Below are 19,119 nucleotides of genomic sequence, written 5' to 3' on the forward strand. Positions count from 1 at the left end.
CAAACACCAAGGAGACATCTGCAGAATCCGCTTCGACCTAAGATTTCGACTCCAACGCCATATGCGATTCCCCTGCCTGTTTACGGGGGAGGAAAAACGAAAATGCTGCACCTCACACCCCGCAGCAAAACGCCCTCCCCGGTCTCCCGGGAGGGGCGAAATTGCTGCACTCCATGCTGCGCAGCATGGAGTGCGGTAAGTCGTTGATTAAGCTCTACGCTTCGTTGCCGAAGATCACCGTGCCGGCCGCGGCGAACATGCCGCCCACGCCCTGGCAAACGCTGATCTTCGCGCCGTCGACCTGGGCCGCCGCAGTGCCGCGCATCTGACGCACGCTCTCCATCAGGGCGTACATCCCGTACATGCCCGAGTGCATGTACGACAGGCCGCCGCCGTTGGTGTTCATGGGCAGCTTGCCGCCGATGGCGGTGTTGCGCTCACGCACGAAGTCCTTGGCCTCACCGGGCTTCACGAAGCCCAGGTCCTCCAGGCCGTACAGCGGCAGGTGGGCGAAGGCGTCGTAGATCATCAGGTGATCGACGTCGGCGTGCTTGATGCCGGCTTCCTCGAAGGCCTTCTTGCCCGAGACGCGGAACGCCTTGGAGGAGTTGAAGTCCTCCATCTGGCTGACCATCGGGGTCTCCACGCTCTCCCCGGTGCCCAGCACATAGACCGGCTTGTTGGGGAAGTCCTTGGCGCGGTCGGCGCTGGTGAGGATCAAGGCCCCGCCACCGTCGGTGACCAGGCAGCACATCAGCATGCGGAACGGCCAGGCGATCATCGGCGAGTTCAGCACGTCGTCGACGGTGATCGGGTCCTTGAACGAGGCGCGCGGGTTCCGCGCCGCCCACTCCCGCTGAACCACGGCGACCATGGCTAGGTCCTCCTCGGTCACCCCGTAGGTCTTCATGTAGCGAAGCACCGGGATCGTGAACATGGTCGGCGGGCTGGTGACGCCGTAGGGCATCTCGAACTGGCCCATCAGCGAGGTGGCGTTCCGGCCAAAGCCGCCGGCGCCGACTCGGCTGCGGCCTGATTCCCCGTGGGTGATCAGGACAGTCTTGCACAGGCCCTCATTGATGGCGGCCGCCGCGTGGCGGACGTGCAGCATGAAGGAGCAGCCGCCGACGCTGGTGCCGTCGGCATAGGTGGGCGTGATGCCCAGATACTGGGCCAGTTCAACCGGGCTGACCCCGGCGGTGGCGACGCCGTCGATGTCCGAGGGCTTCAGCCCCGCGTCCTTCATGGCGTTGAGGGCGGCGTCGGCGTGCAGACCCAGGACGGAAACGTCCGGAATCTTGCCCATCTTGGTGGTTTCAGCGGCCCCGACGACCGCGACTGATTTCGGTTTCATATGCGTTCTCAGCCCTTCGCCGGTTCGAACAGGGGAAGGGAAATGTCGTCGGTCTGCTTCTCGAACTTCACCTGGACCTTCATGTCCAGCTGCAGGGCTTCCGGCGTCTGCGGACAGCCCACGATATTGGTCATCAGGCGAGGACCTTCATCCAGCTCCACCACCGCGATGGAGTGCGGTTCCGTGCCCATGTCGGGGCGCGGACGGTGGTTGATGACGTAGGAGTAGAGGAAGCCCTTGCCGCTGGCGGCATAGACCTCGACATCGCGCGATCCGCACTTGGGGCAGAACGGGCGGGGCGGGAAATAGCTGTGGGTGCATTCGGTGCAGCGCTGCAGACGCAGTTCGCCGTCCTTGCAACCCTCCCAGAAATGCCGGGTCTCCGGCGTGGGTTCGGGCAACATTCGAGCCATATGAAAATTCGTCCCTGATCAAATTCGTCTTGGCCCTCGAAACGAGGGCGCTGCAACAAACCCGAGGTTGGCCCGCTTGTCGATTGTTAACGTCGCCCGATGTGAGCCGAACCCCATGGAAAACCCCTTCAACCTGGCCCGCTTCGTCGAGGCGCAGGCCCCGGTCATCGACACCGTCCGCGCCGAGCTCGCGGCGGGCGACAAGCGGACCCACTGGATGTGGTTCGTCTTCCCCCAGCTGGCGGGCCTGGCCCGCAGCAGCACCGCGGCGTTCTTCGCCATCACCGGCCTGGAGGAGGCCCGCGCCTATCTCGCCCACCCGGTGCTGGGGCCCCGCCTGCTGGAATGCACGGCCCTGGTGACCGCCGTCCAAGGCCGCACCGCCCAGCAGATCTTCGGCGCCCCCGACGACCTGAAGTTCCGCTCGTCGATGACCCTGTTCGCCCGGGCCACCAGCAACCCCGGCCCCTTCAAAGCCGCCCTCACCAGATACTTCGCCGGCCAGCCCGACCCCGCGACCCTCACCCTGCTCTCGGTTGATCTCTCCTCTCCCCCGCATTTGAGGGAGAGGAGGCGATAGCTGGAGCAAGGGGGGAGGAATTCCCTCTCGAAAGGCGGTAGATGCGTCTGATGTCTGAAAGCGTGATCGCGCAATATGGATGGTCCGACCGCCTGGCCCTGGCCTTCGCGCCCCACGCCCAGGCCGGCCACACCCCGGCCCGGGTCGTCGCCCAGCATCGCGACGGCTATCTGGTGGCCACAGATCAGGGCGAGTTGCGGGCCAACCTGTCGGGCCGCCTACACCACGAGGCCCAGGAGGCTGACCCGCCCTCGGTCGGCGACTGGGTGGCGCTGGCGCTGAACCCGGCCGACGGCGCGGCGACCATCGAAGCGGTCCTGCCCCGGCGCACGGTGCTCACGCGGCGGGCCGCCGACAGCCTGGGCAAGCTGCAGGTCATCGCCGCCAATATCGATGTGGTCTTCGTGGTCAGCTCGATGAACGCCGACCTCAATCCGCGCCGGATCGAGCGCTATCTCGCCGCAGCCTGGCAGAGCGGCGCCCGGCCGGTGGTGGTGCTCACCAAGTCCGACCTGTCCGACGATCCGCAGGGCCAGGCCGCGGAGATCGTCGCCCTGGCGGCCGGCGCGCCGGTGCTGCTGGTCTCGGCCCGCGACGGCCTGGGTCTCGAGGCCCTGCTCGCCCAGGTCGCGCCTGGCGAGGTCTGCGTGCTGATCGGCTCGTCCGGCGTCGGCAAGTCCACCCTGGTCAACGCCTTCCTGGGGCAGGACCGCATGACCATCGCGGCGATTCGCGAGGCCGACGACCAGGGCCGCCACACCACCAGCCATCGGCAGCTGGTCCTGCTGCCGGGCGGCGCCCTGCTGCTCGACACGCCGGGCATCCGGGAGGTGGGTCTGATCGACGCCGAGGAAGGCATGAGCGAGGCCTTCGACGACATCGAGCAGCTTGCCGGCGACTGCCGGTTCAACGACTGCGGCCACAGCCACGAACCGGGCTGCGCGATCCAGGCCGCCTTGGCCAGCGGGGCGCTGGACCCGGCCCGCTGGGCGAACTTCCAGAAGCTGGGTCTTGAGCTGGCGGCGGTGGAGCAGAAGGCCGACCGGATCGCCAAGGCCGCCGAACGCGGCCGCCTCGCCGCGCGTGCGAAAACCTACCGCGCCACCAAGCGAGACCACCGGGGCGGCGCCGACTGACCCTGGCGTGCGCCAGGCCGCGTGGCCCTACACTCGAATGTTTTTTCAAAATAAGGCCCTCGCCGCGCGATGAACGCGTTAGGGAGAGGCCAAACCACGAAAGATCAGCCATGCCCGCCTACACCATCGTCACCACCAGCGCGGCCCAAGGCAGCGACGCGGCCGAGATGAACACGCTGACCGACGACTTCACCGCCGAGGCCGAAGCCGTGGGCTATTCGCGCCGCATGGCCGACGAAATGCTGGGCCTCGCCAGCCAGCTCTCCCTCGACTTCGACTACAGCAATGTCGCGCTCTATGACGGCGACCTGCTCGACGAAGACCTCGATCCCGACCACCCCGCCCTCATCGGCGTCTGGGTGCTGGACGAAGACGGCGCCGCCTTCGTCCCCGCCGACGAATTCCGCGACGCGGTCACCGAACCCGCCTGATTTCCCTAGTTCCTCCCCCGGCGCGCCAGCGCGACCCGGGGGAGGTAGATCGCGAGCGAAGCCCGTAAGATGGAGGGGGAGTCGCCGTGACGGAACAAGCCTTGAAGCCCGGGTTCGAGATCCACGACCACGCCGAGGTCCTGGCTCGAGTGTCCCCCACCCGCCTGACCGACCTGACCCGCCGGGCCACCGACGCCATCCTCCCGGTGTGAGCGCTAGCTAAACTGAGTCCGCCATACATCGGGACCAGACACCTAAGGCTCCCCCAGCTTGACCGCGCGCGCCGTCCGAATGACTGTGCGGCGAGGCTGGAAGGGGGCTGACGCATGTATCGATCCATCACAGCGCTCCTAGGCGTCGCCCTGTTGCTGGCAAGCCAGACCGCCGTCGCCCAATCGTCCGTGGCGCCGCCCGCCGTGGCGCCGTCGCCCCCGCCCGCCGTGCCCTGGTGCCCGCCCGGCCAGACCAAGACCGCGGCCGGCAAGTGCGTGGCGCCCGCTGTGGCCCCTCCTGTCGCCCCCGCCCAGACGCCTAAGGTCTATCAGACGGTGGGCGGCGTTCGCACCGCCATTGCTGGCCCTGGAGCGGCGTCCGCGCAGCCGCCCGTGGCCGCCAAGCCCCTCGCCGCCATACCGGTTCCCGCCGCCAAGCCCTCGACGACGGCCTATGCCAAGCCGGCGGTCGCGCCCCCGCCGGTCGCCGCGATCCCGGCCGCCAAGGCACCGCCCTTCAACATCGCGGTAGGCGAGCCGAACGGTGACTGCACGACCCGAGGGCCGAACCTGATCCGTGACAGCCGCTCACCGGGGGGCTGCGCGCCTTGCCCGCGCGGGCGCGTGCCCAACACCGCACGCCAGGCCTGCGTCATCCCCATCCCCCGCCGCTACTGATCGAGATTCGCCATGCGCAGCCTGCTGATCACCGCGACCCTGTTGGCCCTGGCGAGCGCCGCCCCGGCCCTGGCCCAGTCGTATGCCCACGCGACCTCGCAGTATGACGACCGGGACGACAGCCGCGATCCTCAGGAGACCCGCCACGACGAGCGCCAGGACAACCGCTACGACGACCGTGAGGGCTCGCGCTACGATCGCGGCCAGGCCTATGACGGGCGCGGCGCGGCCCCCGGCGGCGACTACGGCTATCGAGACAACGGTCGGGGCGCCGATGGCGACCAGGGCGCTTATCAGCAGGACCGCTACCGGCCGGCGTCGCGCCGCCACCATCGCCGCGCCGGGGGCGCCGCCGTCAGCCGCTACACGGCGGCCGGCCGGCCCGTCTATTACAACGACGGCATGATCCGCACCGGCCGCGACTATCCGGCCGGGACCGTCGGACTGAACGGCTACTAGCTCGCTAGTGCGGGATGTAGGTCCGCAGCACGTCCTCGATGATCCGCTCCAGCTGGCCCAAGGTATTGCAGGGCTTGGCCACGTGGCAGAAGCGCTCGTAGCGGTGCATGACGCTGTCGCCCTGGCCCCAGTAGCTTTCGGGCTCGGGGTTCAGCCAGATCATCGCCCGGCAGCGCTTCTGGATGGTCGCGAACAGGTCGATCCGCGGGTCGGCATAGTTTGACCGCGCGTCGCCCAGGAAGATCACCGTGGTGTGGCGGTCGATCTGGTCCAGGTGCAGGTCGCAGAAGTCTTCCAGGCTCTTGCCGTAGTCGGTCTGCTGGAAGCCGATCTTCTTCAGCACCTCCAGGATGGCGGTCTCGACCTTGTTGTCGTCCATCAGGTCGTTGACGCTGATCATCCGGCCGGAGAAGGCGAAGGCGTCCATGCGGTCCACCACCTCATTGAGGCTGTAGAGGAAGGTCAGCAGGAACTGGGCGGCGGCGGCGACGGATTTCGAGACGTCGCAGATGGCCACGATGTTCGGCTTCTCGACCTTCTTGGTCTTCCAGATGATGTCGAAGGGCATGCCGCCATAGGCCATGGACTTGCGCAGGGTGCGGCGCACATCCAGGTGGCCGAGCTGGGCCTTGCTGCGCCGGCGCGAGTAGCGGTCGGCCAGACGCTTGGCCATCTTCTTCACCAGGGCCTGCATCATCACCAGGTCGGCCGGATCGATGCCGCCCTCGGCGTTCAGGGCCTTGCGGGCCAGCAGCTCCTCGCGGAGGTTCTTGCCGCTTTCGGCGGCATAGAGCTCGTGCTGGCGGTCGACGAAGCGCTGGGCCTCTTCGGTGAGCGCCTTCTTGCCCGACTCCAGCCGAGCGACCAGGGCCTGGCTGCGGGCGTCCTCCAGCTTCTTGGCCGCGGCGATGATCTGCTCGATCTCCGACAGCCCCATCTCCTCCAGCATCCGCCGGGTCAGGCGGCTGCGCTGGGTGGACAGCCGGATCGACGAGACCTGGGCCCGCTCGGCGGCGGCCTCCATGGCCTGGGCCAGGGCCGAGACGTCGCCGTTCAGCAGCATCTGGGCCAGCTCGGAAGCCTCGACCTCCGGGGGCATGCCCTCGGGTTCGCCGTCCTCACTAGGAGGTGGGGGTGGCTCGAGCTGGAAGGTCTCGCGGGCGAAGAAGGTCTCGAAGGTCTCGTCGAACCGGGTGACCTCGGCGGCGGTCTTGGCCAGGGTCGCGCACAGGGCGTCCTTGAACAGCTCGCGGTCGGCGAAGCCCACCGTGGCCACCGTCAGGTGCGCGTCGATCGCCTCGACGGGCGAGACCTTGACGTCCGCGGCCCGCAGGGCCCGGAGGAAGTCTTCCATCGCGCCTTGCATGGCGGGACCCTCAGGCCAGGGGCCGGCGGATCAGCTCGACGATCTGCGGCTCCACGGCGGCGATGTCCTGCTCGAACTTGAGCAGCACGTTGAGACTGTCACGCACGACCTCGCCGTCCAGGCTCTCGGCGTTGAGCAGGATGAGCGCGCGGGCCCAGTCCACGGTCTCGGAGATCGAGGGCGACTTGCGCAGGTCCAGCGTGCGCAGGGATTGGACGAAGCTCACCAGCTCATGGGTCAGCTTGGCCTCGATGCCGGGCACGCGGCTGGCGACGATCTTCCGCTCCAGGGCGGCGTCGGGCAGCGGGATGTGCAGGTGCAGGCAGCGGCGCTTCAGGGCGTCGCCCAGGTCGCGCACGTTGTTGGAGGTCAGGAAGACGATCGGCGGGGTCTTGGCCTTCAGGACGCCGAGTTCGGGGATCGAGACCTGGTAGGCTGAGAGCACCTCCAGCAGGAAGGCCTCGAAGGCCTCGTCGGACTTGTCGATCTCGTCGATCAGCAGGACGCAGCCGTCGTCTTCCCGCAGCGCCTTCATCAGGGGGCGCGGCTCCAGGAAGGGCTCGGAGAAGAACAGGTCGCCAATGCCGTGCAGGCGGTCCATGGCCTCGTCCATGCTGCCGCCGGCCTCGGCCAGCTGGGCGCCCATGCGGTCCTTTAGGATCTGGGTGTAGAGGAGCTGCTTGCCGTACTTCCATTCATACAGGGCCTTGGACTCGTCCAGGCCCTCATAGCACTGCATGCGGATCAGCGGCAGGCCGAGCAGGGCGGCGGTGGACAGCGCCAGTTCGGTCTTGCCGACCCCGGCGGAGCCTTCCACCAGGATGGGCTTCTGCAGGTGCACGGCCATGTAGAGGGCGGTGGCGATGCGGCGCGAGGCGATATAGCCGACGCCGGCCAGGCCCTCGATCAGGGCGTCCACCGAAGCCATGGGGCTGCTGGCGGCGGCCGAATATGCCGCCGTGGCTGAAAGGGTCAAAGTCGTAGCTTTCAAAAATGGCGCAAAGCACGCCGGAGAGAACGTCAATGGCGCCAGTGTGCCAAGCCGGGCGCCCCTTGTGCAACCCTTCGCGTGGCAGTGGGCGAGTCGAGCTGCGCTTTACCTGGGCTTCACACCCCTGAGTTTATGGCTAAGCCATGCGCCTACTCCCGGCCCTCCTCCTCGGGCTGCTGGTGGCAGGCCCGGCCTGGGCCGGCGACCTGGCGGTCAGCCTGAAGCCTCCGTCCGGCGAGCCGGTGACGGACGCCTTTGGCGTGGCCGGGGGCCGCTGAGGTGGACTTCGTGCTGCACCGTCTGGCGATGTTCAAGTTCCTGCGAACCAAGCTGACCCTGCTCTACGCCGCCCTGTTCGGCGTGACCCTGATCCTGATCTCGGCGGCGGTGTTCTCGGCGATCTCCAGCGCCGCCCAGCCGCTCAATGAGCTGCTGGTCTTCATGCGCGACGACGAAGCGCGCAGACGCACCTACGGCTGAACGCGCCCGTCTAGTGGATCATGTTCATCGCGCCTGGGGCGGGGCGCAGGTCGACCTTGACCTCCTGCCGCCCGCCGGCGGCGGGGACAGAGATGGTCTTCGCGACCTGGTTCCGGGCGGTCTTCATATAGGGCTGCCAGACGGTCATGGCCGCGTTTCCAGCCGGCGCGTTGCGGATCAGGGCCACCCCGTCGGCGCCGGTCTTGGCGGCGTAGGCGGTGTCCACCACCACCACATAGGCGATCATCTGGTCGTGGATGTTGCAGCCCAGGGCCACGACGCCGGCCTTGTCGAACACCACGCTGCGGCTCTCGTCGCGGCCATACAGCTTCAGTTCAAACTTCTTGGTGGGCGAGAAGGAATAGACATGGTGGCGCACCTTGTCCTTGTTGGGGAAGGTCACGTTGCTGCCCGTCGGTACGATGAGGACGAAGGGGTTGAAGCTGATGTTCTGCTGGGCCACCGAATAGGGCCAGGTGAACTTGATCGGCGCGCCTGTCGCGCCGCCGCCCATCGGCTTCAGCGTCACCGCGGCGTCCTTCACCGGATGTCCCGCCGCGTCGCGGACCACGACCGAGAGATCTCCGGCCTCGGCCTGGGAGGCGAGGGTCAGTGCGGCCAGGGCCGCCAGGATGATTGCACGCATGCCAGCAGCATCGCCTGCTCCCGTGGCCGCGCGGTTAACAGGATGGGCGAACCTTCCATCAACAGGTTTCGATCATGCTTTCCTCAAGGAATTGGGCAGACCCGCAGGGGGGCGCCGCCGAGGGGGATCGGTCGGATGACAGGCAAAACGCAGGCGGTCTTGCTCGCCTTGACCCTGGCGATGACCGCGACTCTCGCCCAGGCTGGGGATCGCGAGACCAGCGGAAAGCTGCTGCTGACCGGCGGCGTCACCAGCCTCGAAGGCGCGGGCGGCGGCGGTTTGGCGACCTGGGCGACCGTCACCGGCTATGAGACCGTGGACGAGGTGGGCGCCAACGCCCACGCCACCCTGGTCCAGTTGCCCGACTACCAGTTTCGCGCCGGCGGCGTGGCGGTCGGCTTCCGTGATCGCGTCGAGATCTCCTACACCCGCCAGTCCTTCGACACCGGGGACACCGGGAGCAAGCTCGGCCTGGGCCAGGGCTTCACCTTCAACCAGGGCATCGTCGGCGTGAAGGTTCGCGTCCTTGGCGACGCCGTCTACGCCCAGGACAGCTGGGTCCCGCAGGTCGCGCTCGGCGTCCAGTGGAAGAAGAACGACAAGGACGCCGTCATCACGGCCATCGGCGGCAAGGACGACTCCGGCGTCGACTACTATGTGGCCGCCACCAAGGTGCTGCTGAACCAGAGCCTGGTGCTGGACGGAACCCTCCGCGCCACCAAGGCCAACCAGACCGGCCTGCTGGGCTTCGGCGGGAACAAGAACGACGACTACGAGCTGCAGTTCGAGGGCTCGGCCGGCTACCTGGTCTCCAAGCGGCTGCTGATCGGGGCGGAATACCGTAGCAAGCCCGACAACCTGGCGGGGCTGAAGGAGGATGACTGGGTCGACATCTTCGCCGCCTACGCCTTCAGCAAGAACCTCTCGGTCACCGCGGCTTATGCCGATCTCGGGACCATCGCCACCTTCAAGGACCAGCGCGGTCTGTACCTTTCCATCCAGGCAGGCTTCTGATGTCGAACCTCCGCACCCTGATCTTCGCCGCGGCCCTGGGCGCCGCCGCCCCGGCCTTCGCCGAGGAAAAGCCGGTCGATCCCTACACCCAGTCCAACGCCAACGCCGGAGCGACCCCGTTCACGGGCGAGCAGATGCTGGCGGCCTTCCGCGGCCGCGAGGGCGTGGCGCGCATCGTTGACGACACGCTGGATCGCAGCGTGGCGGACCCGAGGCTGACGGACATTTTCCGCGCCACCGACATGGAGCGCCTGCGTCGCACCCTGAAGGAGCAGGTGGCATATCTGCTGGGGGCGCCGGTGGACTATACCGGCCGCGACATGAAGACGACCCACAAGGACCAGGGGATCAACACTGCCGAGTTCAACATCCTGGTCGAGCACATGCAGTTGGCCATGGACAAGGAAGGCGTCGCCTATCGCCACCAGAACCAGCTGCTCGCCAAGCTGGCCCCCATGAAGCGCGACGTCGTCACGCGCTGAACCACCTCATCCAGACACAAGAAAGGCCCGGGCGAACGCCCGGGCCTTTGTCGTTCTGAGCTGAGGGCCCCCTAGTACTTCAGGGTCACCGTGGCCATGACGGTGCGCGGGGCGCCGAAATACGCGGTGCGGATGCCGCCCACCGAGGAGAACTCCTGGGCGTCGGTCTTGTAGACCTCATCGGCCAAGTTCTTGCCGTAGAGGCCGGCCGATACGCGCCGCTGCGAGCTCTCCCAGACGATCTGGGCGTCATAGAGCCAGTAGCTCGGCTGGAAGATGCCGGGGAAGCGGGCCCGCGTGGTCAGGTTGGCGTTGTCGATCGCCAGAGCCATCTCCGAACGGTACCGGGCCTGGGCGCCGACGCTGACGAAGCCGGTGTCGCCGAGATCCCACTCGTAACGGCCGGCCACGCGACCCGTCCATTCCGGCGAGAAGGCCGGGGTCTGCCAGGAGCGATCCAGGGTGGTGAAGCCCGTCGCCGGGGCGACGGCGGCGCGCTGCTCGGAGAACTCACCGTACTCAGCGTTCAGGTAGCCGAGCTCGGCGTTCAGGCTGAGGCCTGCGATCGGGTTGGCCGCCAGTTCCAGTTCAGCCCCGTAGATCTTCAGTTGGCCGGCGTTCAGCACGGTGAAGTCGATGGCCGGGATGGGCTGGGTGGGCGAAGTGACCGAGTGGCCGACACGGGCCTGGAAGTCCTGGTAGTCGTTGTAGAAGATCGTGAAGTTGGCCCGGGCGCGGTTGTCGAACAGCTGGGTCTTCACGCCGCCCTCATAGGAGATGGCGGTTTCGGGGGCATAGGGCTGCTCTTCGCCGGGCGCATTGGCGCGGCCGTTGAAGCCGCCCGACTTGAAGCCCTTGGAAACGCGTCCGTAGAAGAACACATCTTCGGTGGCCTGGTAGTCGAGGCTGACCATCGGCGAGACGTCGTCCCAGGTCTCCTCAGCCTTGAAGGCGAAGGTCCCGTTCAGGGCGCCCAGGTTCGAGAAGGTCGAGGTGGTGCGGGCGTACTTCTTCTCTTCGTTGGTGTAGCGGACACCGGCCGACAGCCGCAGCTGCTCGGTGAGCGCGTAGCTGGCGTTGGCGTAGGCGGCCCAGCTGGTGGTCTTCAGGTCGTCGTCCACGGTGCGGAGGAAGCTGAAGGGCGCGGTATAGGCGTTGGCGAAAGCAGCCTGATGGGACTTCACGGTCTCCCTCAGATAGTAGACGCCGCCGATCACCTGCCAGGGGCCGTTGTTGTAGGCCAGCTGCAGCTCCTCGCTCACCTGGTCCTGGTCGACCGCCACCAGGGCGTCGGTCAGCTGCAGGGCGGTGGCGTCGAAGTCGATATAGTCGTCGCTGTCGAGATTGCGATAGGCGGTGATCGACTTCAGCGACAGGGTGTCAGTCAGGTCGTAGGCGACCGTGACGGCGGCCCCCCAGTGCTCGAAACGGGTCTCATTGGGCAGGCCCGGCGTGGTCGTGGTGCTGAAGTTGAACTCCGGGATGGCCAGGGGCACGGGATAGAGCACGGGACCAAACGCCGAGGTCAGGCTGTTCTGAGCCTGGCCGACGCTGAGGCCGGACTTGTCCTTGGTGTAGTCGGCCGAGGCGTTGACGCTGAGCCGTTCATTGGGCGTCCAGGCCAGGGCGACCCGGCTGGAGAAGGTGTTTTTGTCGTTGTACTCCGCGCCGTTCACCGGATCGGTGACGTAGCCGCCGCGCGCCGAGCCCATGGCCGCGAAGCCGAGGGCCAGGGTGTCGCTCACCGGGCCCGACAGGGCGACCTTGGCTTCGAACAGGTCGTAGCTGCCGACGCTGACGGAGCTTTGCGAACGGACGGTCTGGTCGGGCTGGCGGCTCACCAGCTTCAGGGCGCCGCCGATGGTGTTCTTGCCATAGAGCGTGCCCTGCGGGCCGCGCAGCACTTCGACGCGGGCCAGGTCCAGCAGGTCGAACTGGGTGCCGCGGATACGGCTGTAATAGACGTCGTCAACATAGACGCCGACCGCGGGGTCGAAGGTCTGCAGAGCGTCGGGCTGGCCGATGCCGCGGATGTAGATGTTGGTCGAATTCGACGAGGCGCGGCCCTGGACGAGGTTCAGGTTCGGCACGGCGCCTTGCAGGTCGGTGATCGCCGTGGCGCCCTGCCGCTGCAGGGTCTCGGCGGTGAAGGCCGAGATGGCGACCGGTGTGGTCTGCAGGTTTTCCTCGACGCGGCGGGCGGTGACCACCAGCTCTTCGACTTCACCGGGGGTGGTGGTCTGGGCATAGCCCTGGCCGGCGAAAACGCTCCAGGCCGCGCTCGCGGCGAGCGCGAGCTTCCAATTGGTTCGCATAGGTCCCTCCCATGGCGCCCGGACAGGCGCCTCGTTGAGCGTGACCGTGGCCTCCCCAAGGGGGAGCGTCAATTATTCATTCATCGTGGAGTGAATTTGAGATCAGACGCTTTGCGACCGATGCAAGCGCGCCACAGAGACTTCCGTGAACGTTAGGCCGCGGCGGCGAAATAGGTGTCCAGGGCGGCCTGCGCCTGGGGCTCCTCCAGGGTCGGCGCGTGCCCAACGCCCGCGATGTCGACACGCACCATATGCGGCAGCAGCGCGCCCATCCGGTCGGCGACCGCATCCTCCAGAATGTCGGAGTCGGCGCCGCGCACCAGCAGCAGAGGCCTGCCCGTCGCCATGGCCGTGAACAGCGGCCAGAGGTCCGGCGCGGCGGCGGCCGGCGCGGCGGTGGGAGCGACCTTGAAGACGTCGGAGATGGCGGGATCATAGTCGAGGGCGAGCCCCTTGTCGGTCTCGCGGAACACCCGGTGGGCAAAGCGGTCCCAGTCGACGTCGGTCAGGCCCGGCAGGGCCTCGCCATTGACGGCCTTGGCGTAGGCGGCGGCGGCGGCCCAACTCGCCACCTGCGGCGCGCCGCCGACATAGCCCGCGATCCGCGCCAGGCCCGCCGCGCCCACCTCGGGCCCCACGTCGTTGAGCACCACCCCGGCGATGAGATCGGGGCGCATGGCCGAGAGGGTCAGGGTGATCAGCCCGCCCATGGAGGTGCCGACGAAATGGGCGCGACTGATCCCGCTCTGCTCCAGCAAGCCGATGACGTCGCCTGCGTAGACGGCGGGGTTGTAGTTCAGCGGGTTGGCGTCCCAGGCCGAGCGCCCGCGGCCGCGCACGTCCAGCGCCAGGACGCGGCGGCCCGAGGCGGCGATGCGAGGCGCCACCACCTCGAAATCCCGGGAGTTGCGCGTAAGGCCATGCAGGCAGACCACAGGCGTCCGGGCTGGACCGTCCGCGGGCGCATAGTCCCGCGCGAACAGGGTCAGACCGTCGGCGCTGGTCCAGGTTCTCATCGCGGCGTCGGTCATGGCGGGCTCCTGATATGGGGCAAGAGCACGCCGGTCCGGCGTCGAAGTCAATCACTCAGCGTTGAATGAACATTGACATGCGAGTGACGCGCGTCACGGTCGGGGATCACCTTTGAGACTGAGGCGCGGCGCGCCATACTCAAGGCGCGAACCGTTGAGGAAGGCCGTATGGCGACAGCGTTACAGTCCAAGGCCGCCGGCAGGACCCGCGCCCAGAAGAGCTTCGAGACCAGCGAGCGCATCCTGGACGTGGCCGAGGCCGAGTTCTCCCGTCACGGCTTCGACGGCGTCACCCTGCGGGCCGTGGCCAAGAAGGCCAAGGTCGATACCGCCCTGCTGCACTACTATTTCGACTCCAAGAAGGGCCTGTTCGACGCCGTCTTCCTGCGCCGCGCCGAGGTGCTCAACAAGGACCGCATGGAGGCCATGGACCGCTATGAGGCCGAGGCCGGCGACGACATCACCGTCGAGGGCGCGGTGGCGGCCTTCCTCAATCCGGTGCTGGAGCGCTGCGCCAACGCCGGTCCGGAATGGCGCGCCTATTTCGCCCTAATCGGCGTGGTCAACAACACGCCCGTCTGGGGCGGCGAGACCATGACCCGCTACTTCGACCCGGTCATCCACCGCCTGATCCGCGTGGTGCGCCGGGCCCTGCCCTATGCGCGGGAGGAGGACCTGTTCTGGTCCTATCATATGCTGTCGGGCAGCCTGACCCTGACGCTGGCCGAAACCGGGCGCATCGACACCCTCTCGGGCGGCCTCTGCCGCTCGGAGGACATCGCCGCCGTCACCCCGCGCATGATCGCCTACGCGGCGGCGGGATTCCGGGCGGTGTGTAAAGGCTAGAGCCCGTAGGGCCGGTAAGGCCCCGCGATCAGCTGCTCGAACACGCCCATGCCCTTGATCGGGTCTTCGCCGGGGGTCGAGAAGGTGACGCGGCTGAGCGCCTGGATGTGCCAGTTCTCGGGACTGGCCAGGTTGGCGGCGCCGAGATCGATGTCCTCGCGCGCGATGGCGAGCTCCCCCTTGTACCCGCCATGCCGCCACTCCGGATGCCCATAGCCGATGCCGCGCATCAGGAAGGTCAGGAAGGGCTCGAACTTCACGCTGGCCGCGCCCTGGGCGAGCGGGATGTTGAGGGTGCCGCCCTGGGCGTGGCGGGTGCCTGGGATTATCGAGACGTCGTCGATCCTGGCGTGCTCGCAGTGATAGCCGCCCCCCTCTCCCGCCCCATCTGGCAGGATGACCGCCCGGGTGTTCCACGGCGTGCCGTCGGAGTCAGCGTTGACGTGGAAGAAGACGCTGCGGTCAGCGAAGTTCAGCGGGGTCCACTGCCAGAAGAAGCCGGTGATGGTCTGGGGCACGGCGGGCTGCGGATCGGGCGCCCCGATCGGCCGGATACCCCAGGAGCGATCCCGCGTCCCGACGCTGCCCGCCGCCAGGGTGACGCGCTTGCCGTCCACCTCGATCCAGCCGGTGCAGCGTACGTTCTGGGTCAGGCGGGTATAGTCCATGAAGGCGCGCGGTCCGTTGCGGCGGGTGAAGCGCGGCTCCTCGATGGGAAAGGTGCGGCCCTCGAAGACGAGTTCGGCTGAGATCCCCTCCGAGGCCGCGACGGTCACCTTCAGCGTCTGCAGGGGCTCCAGCACCTCGATGGTGATCGGCCCGCAGGACAGCTCCATCCGCTCGCTGTTCAATACCCGGCTGACGTGGAGGCAGTGCTCCACCCCGTCGCGCACTACGGCGAAGTGGGCGTCTGCGATGTTGAGGTTGGGATAGACCCCGAAGGCGACGGCGAAGAACTCGGTCCCGTCCGGCTGGTAGCCGTTGAAGAAGTAGCGATCGTAGAAGTTCCGGTCGGTGCCCGAATAGGCGATGGGGTCGGGGGTCTGATGGATCGGGAAATCATCGGCCTTGGTGAGCATCGGGGTATCCTCCGGGGCGCGTGTTTTCGTTGTCGGTATTGCCGCCGCGCGTGTCAGGGCAGTATCAAGTGAACAAAGATAACAAGACAAGGGAGAGCGTCGATTGCTGACCTCGCGTAAGCTTACGTAGGGTCGACAAGCGACCAGGTGCAGATGAGCGCAGCCGACATCACGTTTTCCCAGTCCACGGTCGCTCAAGGCCCGTCGAGCGCCCAGTGAGCCTTCCCCTTGAACCCCGGCTCGCGGCCTATATCGCCCTCCAGATGCCGCAGGCCACCGGGGTGGCCGTCCGCGACCTGGCGCGCATCTCCGGCGGCGCGTCGCGGGAGACCTATCGCTTCGTGGGCTCCTGGAATGAGGGCGGCGAGGCCCGCGAGCGCAAGCTGATCCTGCGCCGTGATCCGCCTGCCAGCCTGATCGACACCGAGCGCCGCATCGAGTTCGAGGCGTATCGCGCCTTCCACGGGACGAGCGTTCCGGCGCCCGAGATGCTGTGGCTGGAGGAGAGCGACGGTCCGCTGGACCACCCCTTCTTCATCGCCGAGGAGATCGCGGGGTTCCAGGCCGGTCCGGGCCTGCTGTGGGCCGAGCCCTATCTCGGGACTCACGCCAAACTCGCCGAGCGCAAGTGGACCATCCTCGGCGAGATCGCCAAGGCCGATCCGGTGGCCAATGGTCTGGCCAACGTCATGCCCGCGGTCGCGGCGGGGGACTGCTGGCGCCGCGAACTGACCTACTGGGAAGAGGTCCTGAACGACGACGAGGCCGAGCCCCTGCCGATCATCCGGGCGGCCATCCGCTGGCTGCGCGCCAACCCGCCGCCGCCGGCGCAGAAGGTCGGCGTGGTGCACGGCGACTACCGCACCGGCAATTTCCTCTATGACACGGAAGGGCAGATCCACGGCGTCCTGGACTGGGAGATGGCGCATCTGGGGGACCCGCTGGAGGACCTGGGCTGGAGCCTCAATCCCATCTGGAGCTTCGGCCGCGGCCTGGCCGGCGGCCTTGTCCCGGACGCCGAGGCCATCGCCATCTGGGAGCGAGCCAGCGGTCTGGTGGCCGCCCCCTCCGCCTTGCACTGGTGGACCTTGTTCAACTGCGTAAAGGGCCAGGCGATCTGGGTTTCCAGCGCCCGGGCCTGGCTGGACGGCGGCAACCGCGACCCCATCATGGTCTACCCCGCCTGGGCCATGACCAACGCCCAGGACCGGGCGGCGCTGCAAGTCATGGGGCGGCTATGATCCCGTCAGTACCCGCCGTTCTCGTGGACCTGGCCGGCAAGGTCGCCGCCAACGCCGCGCCCAATGTGAACCCGGTCGATCGCGCCAGCGCCCTGGGGCTGTCGGCCATGCTGATGGGCCTCGCAGCCGAGAGCTGGGATAGCGCCGCCCACCACCTGGTGATGGAGAACCGAGCGTTCCGCACCCTGCTGGCCAAGGGCGCGGCCTACGTCCCGCCGCCGGTGGAGCACGCCGAGGACGATTTCCGGCTCTCGGCCCTGGCCGCCGAGAACGGCCGCCTGCGCGGCGCCCTGATCACCCTGCAGATCGCCGTCGAGGGCCGCGACGAGGCCATCAATGACGCCATCTGGGCCGAGCTGCTGGCGTCCACCGAACGGCGCAAGACCCAGGGGTCGGCGGTCTAGATCTTGCGGTCCTGCCAGTAGGCGTCGCGCAGCACGCGCTTGTAGAGCTTTCCGGTCGGCAGGCGGGGCATCTCGGCGATGAAGTCGATGGAGCGCGGGGCCATGTAGCTGGCGAGCCTCGCCTTGGCGTAGGCCAGCAGTTCCTCGGCCAGGTCGTCGGTCGGGGCGTGGCCGGGCGCAGGCTCGATCACCGCCTTCACCGCCTCGCCCATTTCCGGATGCGGGATGCCGAACACCGCCACGTCGGCCACCTTGGGATGGGTCACCAGCAGGTCTTCGATGGCCTGCGGATAGATGTTCACCCCGCCCGAGATGATCATGAAGGACTTGCGGTCGGTGAGGTACAGGTAGCCGTCGGCGTCGAGGTAGCCGACGTCGCCCAGCGCGTTCCAGTTGGGGTGCTTGGGGTGCCGGGCGTCGGCGGTCTTGGCCGGGTCGTTATGGTACTCGAAGGTCGGGGCGTCGCGCTCGAAATAGACCAGGCCAGTCTCGCCCACCGGCAATTCCTCGCCGTTCTCGTCGCAGATGTGCAGCACGCCCAGCGCCGCGCGGCCGACGGATCCGGGGTGTTCCAGCCAGTCCTCCGAGGTGATGAAGGTCGAGCCCGAGCCCTCGGTGCCGGCGTAGTACTCATAGAGGATCGGGCCCCACCACTCGATCATCTGTCGCTTCACCTCCACTGGGCAGGGGGCGGCGGCGTGGATGGCGACCTTGTGGCTCGAGAGGTCGTGGCGGGCGCGGGCCTCCGGCGTCAGCTTCATCATGCGCACGAACATGGTGGGCACCCACTGGCTGTGGGTGACGCGGTATTTCTCAATCAGCGCAAGGGCTTGCTCGGCGTCGAAGCGCTCCATCATCACCACCGTGCCGCCGAAGGACTGCACGCTCATCACATAGGCCAGCGGGGCGGCGTGATAGAGCGGGGCGGGGGAAAGGTAGACGCTGTCGGCGCTCAGGCCATAGCGGTTGACCGCCTGGCGGGCGGCGAAGCCCTCGGCCGGCGTGGCCTGGGGCAGCGGGCGCAGGATGCCCTTGGGCCGCCCCGTGGTGCCCGAGGAGTAGAGCATGGAGTCGCCCATCCACTCCTCCGCCAAGGGCTCGGGCGAGGCTGACGCCAGGGCCTCCTCGTAGGACTCCCAGCCGGGGATGGTCCCGCCCACCATCAGGCGGATCGGGCAGTTGGGGATCAGGTCGGCCAGGGCCTGGGCGGTCTCGCGCTTCTCGTAGGAGGTGATCAGGGCCTTGGCCCCGCAGTCGCCGATGATGTAGGCGGCCTCGTCCGGGGGCAGGTAGCGGTTGATGGTGGTGACGTAGAGCCCTGACCGGAAGCCCGCCCAGACCGGGTCCATGAAGGCCAGGTTGTTCTCCATCAGGACCGCGATGTGGTCGCCCCGGCGCAGGCCGCGGGCCTGGAGGAGCCGGGCCATGCGGTTGGACCGCTCGTCCAGCTCGCGATAGGTCACCACCTGCCCGGTGTCGGCGGAGATCAGGGCCGGCTTGTCGGGCGTCAGGCGGGCGTGGTCGGGCAGGTACATGGTCTCTTGCTCCCCTTGGCGTCCGTCTGATCGCGGCTCGCCAGGAGATGACGATGGAGCCGGAACCCTTGGCAGGCAAGGCCTAGCCGTCGGTGACCGGAGTCAGGAAGGTGCGCTCCTCGCGCAGGATGAAGCGCTGCTGCTGGGCCAGGGCGAAGTTGGCGGCCCCGGCCGGGTCGGTGCGCAGGCGGGCGCGGTAGGTCTCGTAGGCGGCCAGATTGTCGAAGGATATCAGGGCGTGGGCCACGTCATTGGTGCCCTCGTGCGGCAGCCAGTAGCCGATCAGATCGCCGCCGCAGGCCGGGATGATGGTCAGCCAGTTCTTCGCATAGGCCTCGAAGGCGTCGCGCTGGAAGGGGTCGATGACGTAGCGAATGTGGCAGGTGATCGTCACGTGTTGGTCTCCGTGGAGGGTAGATAAGGCCC

At 67.7% G+C, this 19,119-nt stretch carries 23 protein-coding genes; 13 read left to right on the top strand and 10 right to left on the bottom strand.

The genetic code is table 11. The features are described from left to right. Positions 1 to 214: 214 nt before the first annotated feature. Both OCL97_RS19955 and OCL97_RS19960 read right to left on the bottom strand, forming a co-directional pair. Positions 215 to 1,354, bottom strand: a complete 1,140-nt coding sequence (locus tag OCL97_RS19955) for a thiolase C-terminal domain-containing protein (protein WP_377371484.1) — start codon at positions 1,352 to 1,354, stop codon at positions 215 to 217. A gap of 8 nt (positions 1,355 to 1,362) precedes the next feature. Continuing rightward, positions 1,363 to 1,758, bottom strand: coding sequence for a Zn-ribbon domain-containing OB-fold protein (locus OCL97_RS19960; RefSeq protein WP_215342494.1), 396 nt, complete (start codon positions 1,756 to 1,758; stop codon positions 1,363 to 1,365). Positions 1,759 to 1,882: 124 nt separating this feature from the next. Here OCL97_RS19960 and OCL97_RS19965 point away from each other — a divergent pair, with 124 nt between their 5' ends. From OCL97_RS19965 to OCL97_RS19990, 6 genes are all read left to right on the top strand, one after another. Beyond that, positions 1,883 to 2,347, top strand: coding sequence for a DUF1810 domain-containing protein (locus OCL97_RS19965; protein ID WP_377371485.1), 465 nt, complete (start codon positions 1,883 to 1,885; stop codon positions 2,345 to 2,347). A 50-nt stretch (positions 2,348 to 2,397) separates the two neighbouring features. Next, positions 2,398 to 3,483, top strand: coding sequence for a ribosome small subunit-dependent GTPase A (gene rsgA / locus OCL97_RS19970; RefSeq protein ID WP_377371486.1), 1,086 nt, complete (start codon positions 2,398 to 2,400; stop codon positions 3,481 to 3,483). Positions 3,484 to 3,593: 110 nt separating this feature from the next. Beyond that, the gene (locus OCL97_RS19975; RefSeq protein ID WP_377371487.1) at positions 3,594 to 3,914 is read left to right on the top strand and encodes a hypothetical protein; all 321 of its coding nucleotides are present in this window, start codon (positions 3,594 to 3,596) and stop codon (positions 3,912 to 3,914) included. A gap of 86 nt (positions 3,915 to 4,000) precedes the next feature. Beyond that, the gene (locus OCL97_RS19980) at positions 4,001 to 4,126 is read left to right on the top strand and encodes a hypothetical protein (RefSeq protein ID WP_377371488.1); all 126 of its coding nucleotides are present in this window, start codon (positions 4,001 to 4,003) and stop codon (positions 4,124 to 4,126) included. Between the two features lie 114 nt (positions 4,127 to 4,240). Further along, the gene (locus OCL97_RS19985; RefSeq protein WP_377371489.1) at positions 4,241 to 4,804 is read left to right on the top strand and encodes a hypothetical protein; all 564 of its coding nucleotides are present in this window, start codon (positions 4,241 to 4,243) and stop codon (positions 4,802 to 4,804) included. A 12-nt stretch (positions 4,805 to 4,816) separates the two neighbouring features. Further along, positions 4,817 to 5,263, top strand: a complete 447-nt coding sequence (locus OCL97_RS19990; protein WP_377371490.1) for a hypothetical protein — start codon at positions 4,817 to 4,819, stop codon at positions 5,261 to 5,263. 4 nt (positions 5,264 to 5,267) lie between these two features. Here the strand turns inward: OCL97_RS19990 and OCL97_RS19995 are convergent, their stop codons facing one another. Together OCL97_RS19995 and OCL97_RS20000 are read right to left on the bottom strand one after the other, a co-directional pair. Continuing rightward, the gene (locus tag OCL97_RS19995) at positions 5,268 to 6,629 is read right to left on the bottom strand and encodes a VWA domain-containing protein (protein WP_377371491.1); all 1,362 of its coding nucleotides are present in this window, start codon (positions 6,627 to 6,629) and stop codon (positions 5,268 to 5,270) included. Positions 6,630 to 6,639: 10 nt separating this feature from the next. Continuing rightward, positions 6,640 to 7,605: an AAA family ATPase gene (locus OCL97_RS20000; protein ID WP_305338497.1), complete on the bottom strand. Its 966-nt coding sequence runs from the start codon at positions 7,603 to 7,605 to the stop codon at positions 6,640 to 6,642. A 158-nt stretch (positions 7,606 to 7,763) separates the two neighbouring features. On the opposite strand from OCL97_RS20000, the gene OCL97_RS20005 reads away from it, so the two are divergent. Together OCL97_RS20005 and OCL97_RS20010 are read left to right on the top strand one after the other, a co-directional pair. Next, positions 7,764 to 7,898, top strand: a complete 135-nt coding sequence (locus OCL97_RS20005) for a hypothetical protein (RefSeq protein WP_310541923.1) — start codon at positions 7,764 to 7,766, stop codon at positions 7,896 to 7,898. A 10-nt stretch (positions 7,899 to 7,908) separates the two neighbouring features. Further along, positions 7,909 to 8,100, top strand: coding sequence for a hypothetical protein (locus OCL97_RS20010; RefSeq protein ID WP_377371492.1), 192 nt, complete (start codon positions 7,909 to 7,911; stop codon positions 8,098 to 8,100). A 10-nt stretch (positions 8,101 to 8,110) separates the two neighbouring features. Here the strand turns inward: OCL97_RS20010 and OCL97_RS20015 are convergent, their stop codons facing one another. Further along, positions 8,111 to 8,746, bottom strand: a complete 636-nt coding sequence (locus OCL97_RS20015; protein WP_377371493.1) for a methylamine utilization protein — start codon at positions 8,744 to 8,746, stop codon at positions 8,111 to 8,113. 135 nt (positions 8,747 to 8,881) lie between these two features. Between OCL97_RS20015 and OCL97_RS20020 the strand changes: the two genes are divergently transcribed. Together OCL97_RS20020 and OCL97_RS20025 are read left to right on the top strand one after the other, a co-directional pair. After that, a complete protein-coding gene (locus tag OCL97_RS20020; protein WP_377371494.1) occupies positions 8,882 to 9,760 on the top strand; it encodes a DUF3034 family protein in 879 nt (292 codons plus the stop codon). After that, positions 9,760 to 10,242, top strand: a complete 483-nt coding sequence (locus OCL97_RS20025) for a group I truncated hemoglobin (RefSeq protein ID WP_377371495.1) — start codon at positions 9,760 to 9,762, stop codon at positions 10,240 to 10,242. The genes OCL97_RS20020 and OCL97_RS20025 overlap by 1 nt, the downstream gene beginning before the upstream one ends. A 71-nt stretch (positions 10,243 to 10,313) precedes the next feature. Here OCL97_RS20025 and OCL97_RS20030 read toward each other — a convergent pair whose 3' ends face one another. Then, positions 10,314 to 12,557, bottom strand: a complete 2,244-nt coding sequence (locus OCL97_RS20030; RefSeq protein WP_377371496.1) for a TonB-dependent receptor — start codon at positions 12,555 to 12,557, stop codon at positions 10,314 to 10,316. A gap of 152 nt (positions 12,558 to 12,709) precedes the next feature. Beyond that, positions 12,710 to 13,588: an alpha/beta fold hydrolase gene (locus tag OCL97_RS20035; protein WP_377371498.1), complete on the bottom strand. Its 879-nt coding sequence runs from the start codon at positions 13,586 to 13,588 to the stop codon at positions 12,710 to 12,712. A gap of 168 nt (positions 13,589 to 13,756) precedes the next feature. Here OCL97_RS20035 and OCL97_RS20040 point away from each other — a divergent pair, with 168 nt between their 5' ends. After that, positions 13,757 to 14,434: a TetR/AcrR family transcriptional regulator gene (locus tag OCL97_RS20040; RefSeq protein ID WP_304781151.1), complete on the top strand. Its 678-nt coding sequence runs from the start codon at positions 13,757 to 13,759 to the stop codon at positions 14,432 to 14,434. Here the strand turns inward: OCL97_RS20040 and OCL97_RS20045 are convergent. Next, entirely contained in the window at positions 14,431 to 15,513 is a 1,083-nt protein-coding gene (locus tag OCL97_RS20045; protein WP_377371499.1) for a hypothetical protein, read from the bottom strand. The genes OCL97_RS20040 and OCL97_RS20045 overlap by 4 nt on opposite strands. 215 nt (positions 15,514 to 15,728) lie before the next feature. Here OCL97_RS20045 and OCL97_RS20050 point away from each other — a divergent pair, with 215 nt between their 5' ends. Beyond that, on the top strand, positions 15,729 to 16,754 hold the full coding sequence (locus OCL97_RS20050; RefSeq protein ID WP_377371500.1) for a phosphotransferase family protein: 1,026 nt from the start codon (positions 15,729 to 15,731) through the stop codon (positions 16,752 to 16,754). Then, entirely contained in the window at positions 16,751 to 17,158 is a 408-nt protein-coding gene (locus tag OCL97_RS20055; RefSeq protein ID WP_304781160.1) for a hypothetical protein, read from the top strand. Before OCL97_RS20050 ends, OCL97_RS20055 begins: the two co-directional genes overlap by 4 nt. Here OCL97_RS20055 and OCL97_RS20060 read toward each other — a convergent pair. Together OCL97_RS20060 and OCL97_RS20065 are read right to left on the bottom strand one after the other, a co-directional pair. Further along, positions 17,155 to 18,693: an acyl-CoA synthetase gene (locus OCL97_RS20060; protein ID WP_377371501.1), complete on the bottom strand. Its 1,539-nt coding sequence runs from the start codon at positions 18,691 to 18,693 to the stop codon at positions 17,155 to 17,157. The genes OCL97_RS20055 and OCL97_RS20060 overlap by 4 nt on opposite strands. 82 nt (positions 18,694 to 18,775) lie before the next feature. Continuing rightward, positions 18,776 to 19,087, bottom strand: a complete 312-nt coding sequence (locus OCL97_RS20065; protein WP_377371502.1) for an NIPSNAP family protein — start codon at positions 19,085 to 19,087, stop codon at positions 18,776 to 18,778. Between the last annotated feature and the right edge of the window lie 32 nt (positions 19,088 to 19,119).

It is taken from the genome of Phenylobacterium ferrooxidans, assembly GCF_042714595.1.
GTDB lineage: Bacteria > Pseudomonadota > Alphaproteobacteria > Caulobacterales > Caulobacteraceae > Phenylobacterium > Phenylobacterium ferrooxidans.

Coding starts and splice junctions, on each gene's coding strand:
- OCL97_RS19955 (WP_377371484.1), bottom strand. CDS start 1,354: ATGAAACCGAAATCAGTCGCGGTCGTCGGGGCCGCTGAAACCACCAAG.
- OCL97_RS19960 (WP_215342494.1), bottom strand. CDS start 1,758: ATGTTGCCCGAACCCACGCCGGAGACCCGGCATTTCTGGGAGGGTTGC.
- OCL97_RS19965 (WP_377371485.1), top strand. CDS start 1,883: ATGGAAAACCCCTTCAACCTGGCCCGCTTCGTCGAGGCGCAGGCCCCG.
- rsgA (WP_377371486.1), top strand. CDS start 2,398: ATGTCTGAAAGCGTGATCGCGCAATATGGATGGTCCGACCGCCTGGCC.
- OCL97_RS19975 (WP_377371487.1), top strand. CDS start 3,594: ATGCCCGCCTACACCATCGTCACCACCAGCGCGGCCCAAGGCAGCGAC.
- OCL97_RS19985 (WP_377371489.1), top strand. CDS start 4,241: ATGTATCGATCCATCACAGCGCTCCTAGGCGTCGCCCTGTTGCTGGCA.
- OCL97_RS19990 (WP_377371490.1), top strand. CDS start 4,817: ATGCGCAGCCTGCTGATCACCGCGACCCTGTTGGCCCTGGCGAGCGCC.
- OCL97_RS19995 (WP_377371491.1), bottom strand. CDS start 6,629: ATGCAAGGCGCGATGGAAGACTTCCTCCGGGCCCTGCGGGCCGCGGAC.
- OCL97_RS20005 (WP_310541923.1), top strand. CDS start 7,764: ATGCGCCTACTCCCGGCCCTCCTCCTCGGGCTGCTGGTGGCAGGCCCG.
- OCL97_RS20015 (WP_377371493.1), bottom strand. CDS start 8,746: ATGCGTGCAATCATCCTGGCGGCCCTGGCCGCACTGACCCTCGCCTCC.
- OCL97_RS20020 (WP_377371494.1), top strand. CDS start 8,882: ATGACAGGCAAAACGCAGGCGGTCTTGCTCGCCTTGACCCTGGCGATG.
- OCL97_RS20025 (WP_377371495.1), top strand. CDS start 9,760: ATGTCGAACCTCCGCACCCTGATCTTCGCCGCGGCCCTGGGCGCCGCC.
- OCL97_RS20030 (WP_377371496.1), bottom strand. CDS start 12,557: ATGCGAACCAATTGGAAGCTCGCGCTCGCCGCGAGCGCGGCCTGGAGC.
- OCL97_RS20035 (WP_377371498.1), bottom strand. CDS start 13,588: ATGACCGACGCCGCGATGAGAACCTGGACCAGCGCCGACGGTCTGACC.
- OCL97_RS20040 (WP_304781151.1), top strand. CDS start 13,757: ATGGCGACAGCGTTACAGTCCAAGGCCGCCGGCAGGACCCGCGCCCAG.
- OCL97_RS20045 (WP_377371499.1), bottom strand. CDS start 15,513: ATGCTCACCAAGGCCGATGATTTCCCGATCCATCAGACCCCCGACCCC.
- OCL97_RS20055 (WP_304781160.1), top strand. CDS start 16,751: ATGATCCCGTCAGTACCCGCCGTTCTCGTGGACCTGGCCGGCAAGGTC.
- OCL97_RS20060 (WP_377371501.1), bottom strand. CDS start 18,693: ATGTACCTGCCCGACCACGCCCGCCTGACGCCCGACAAGCCGGCCCTG.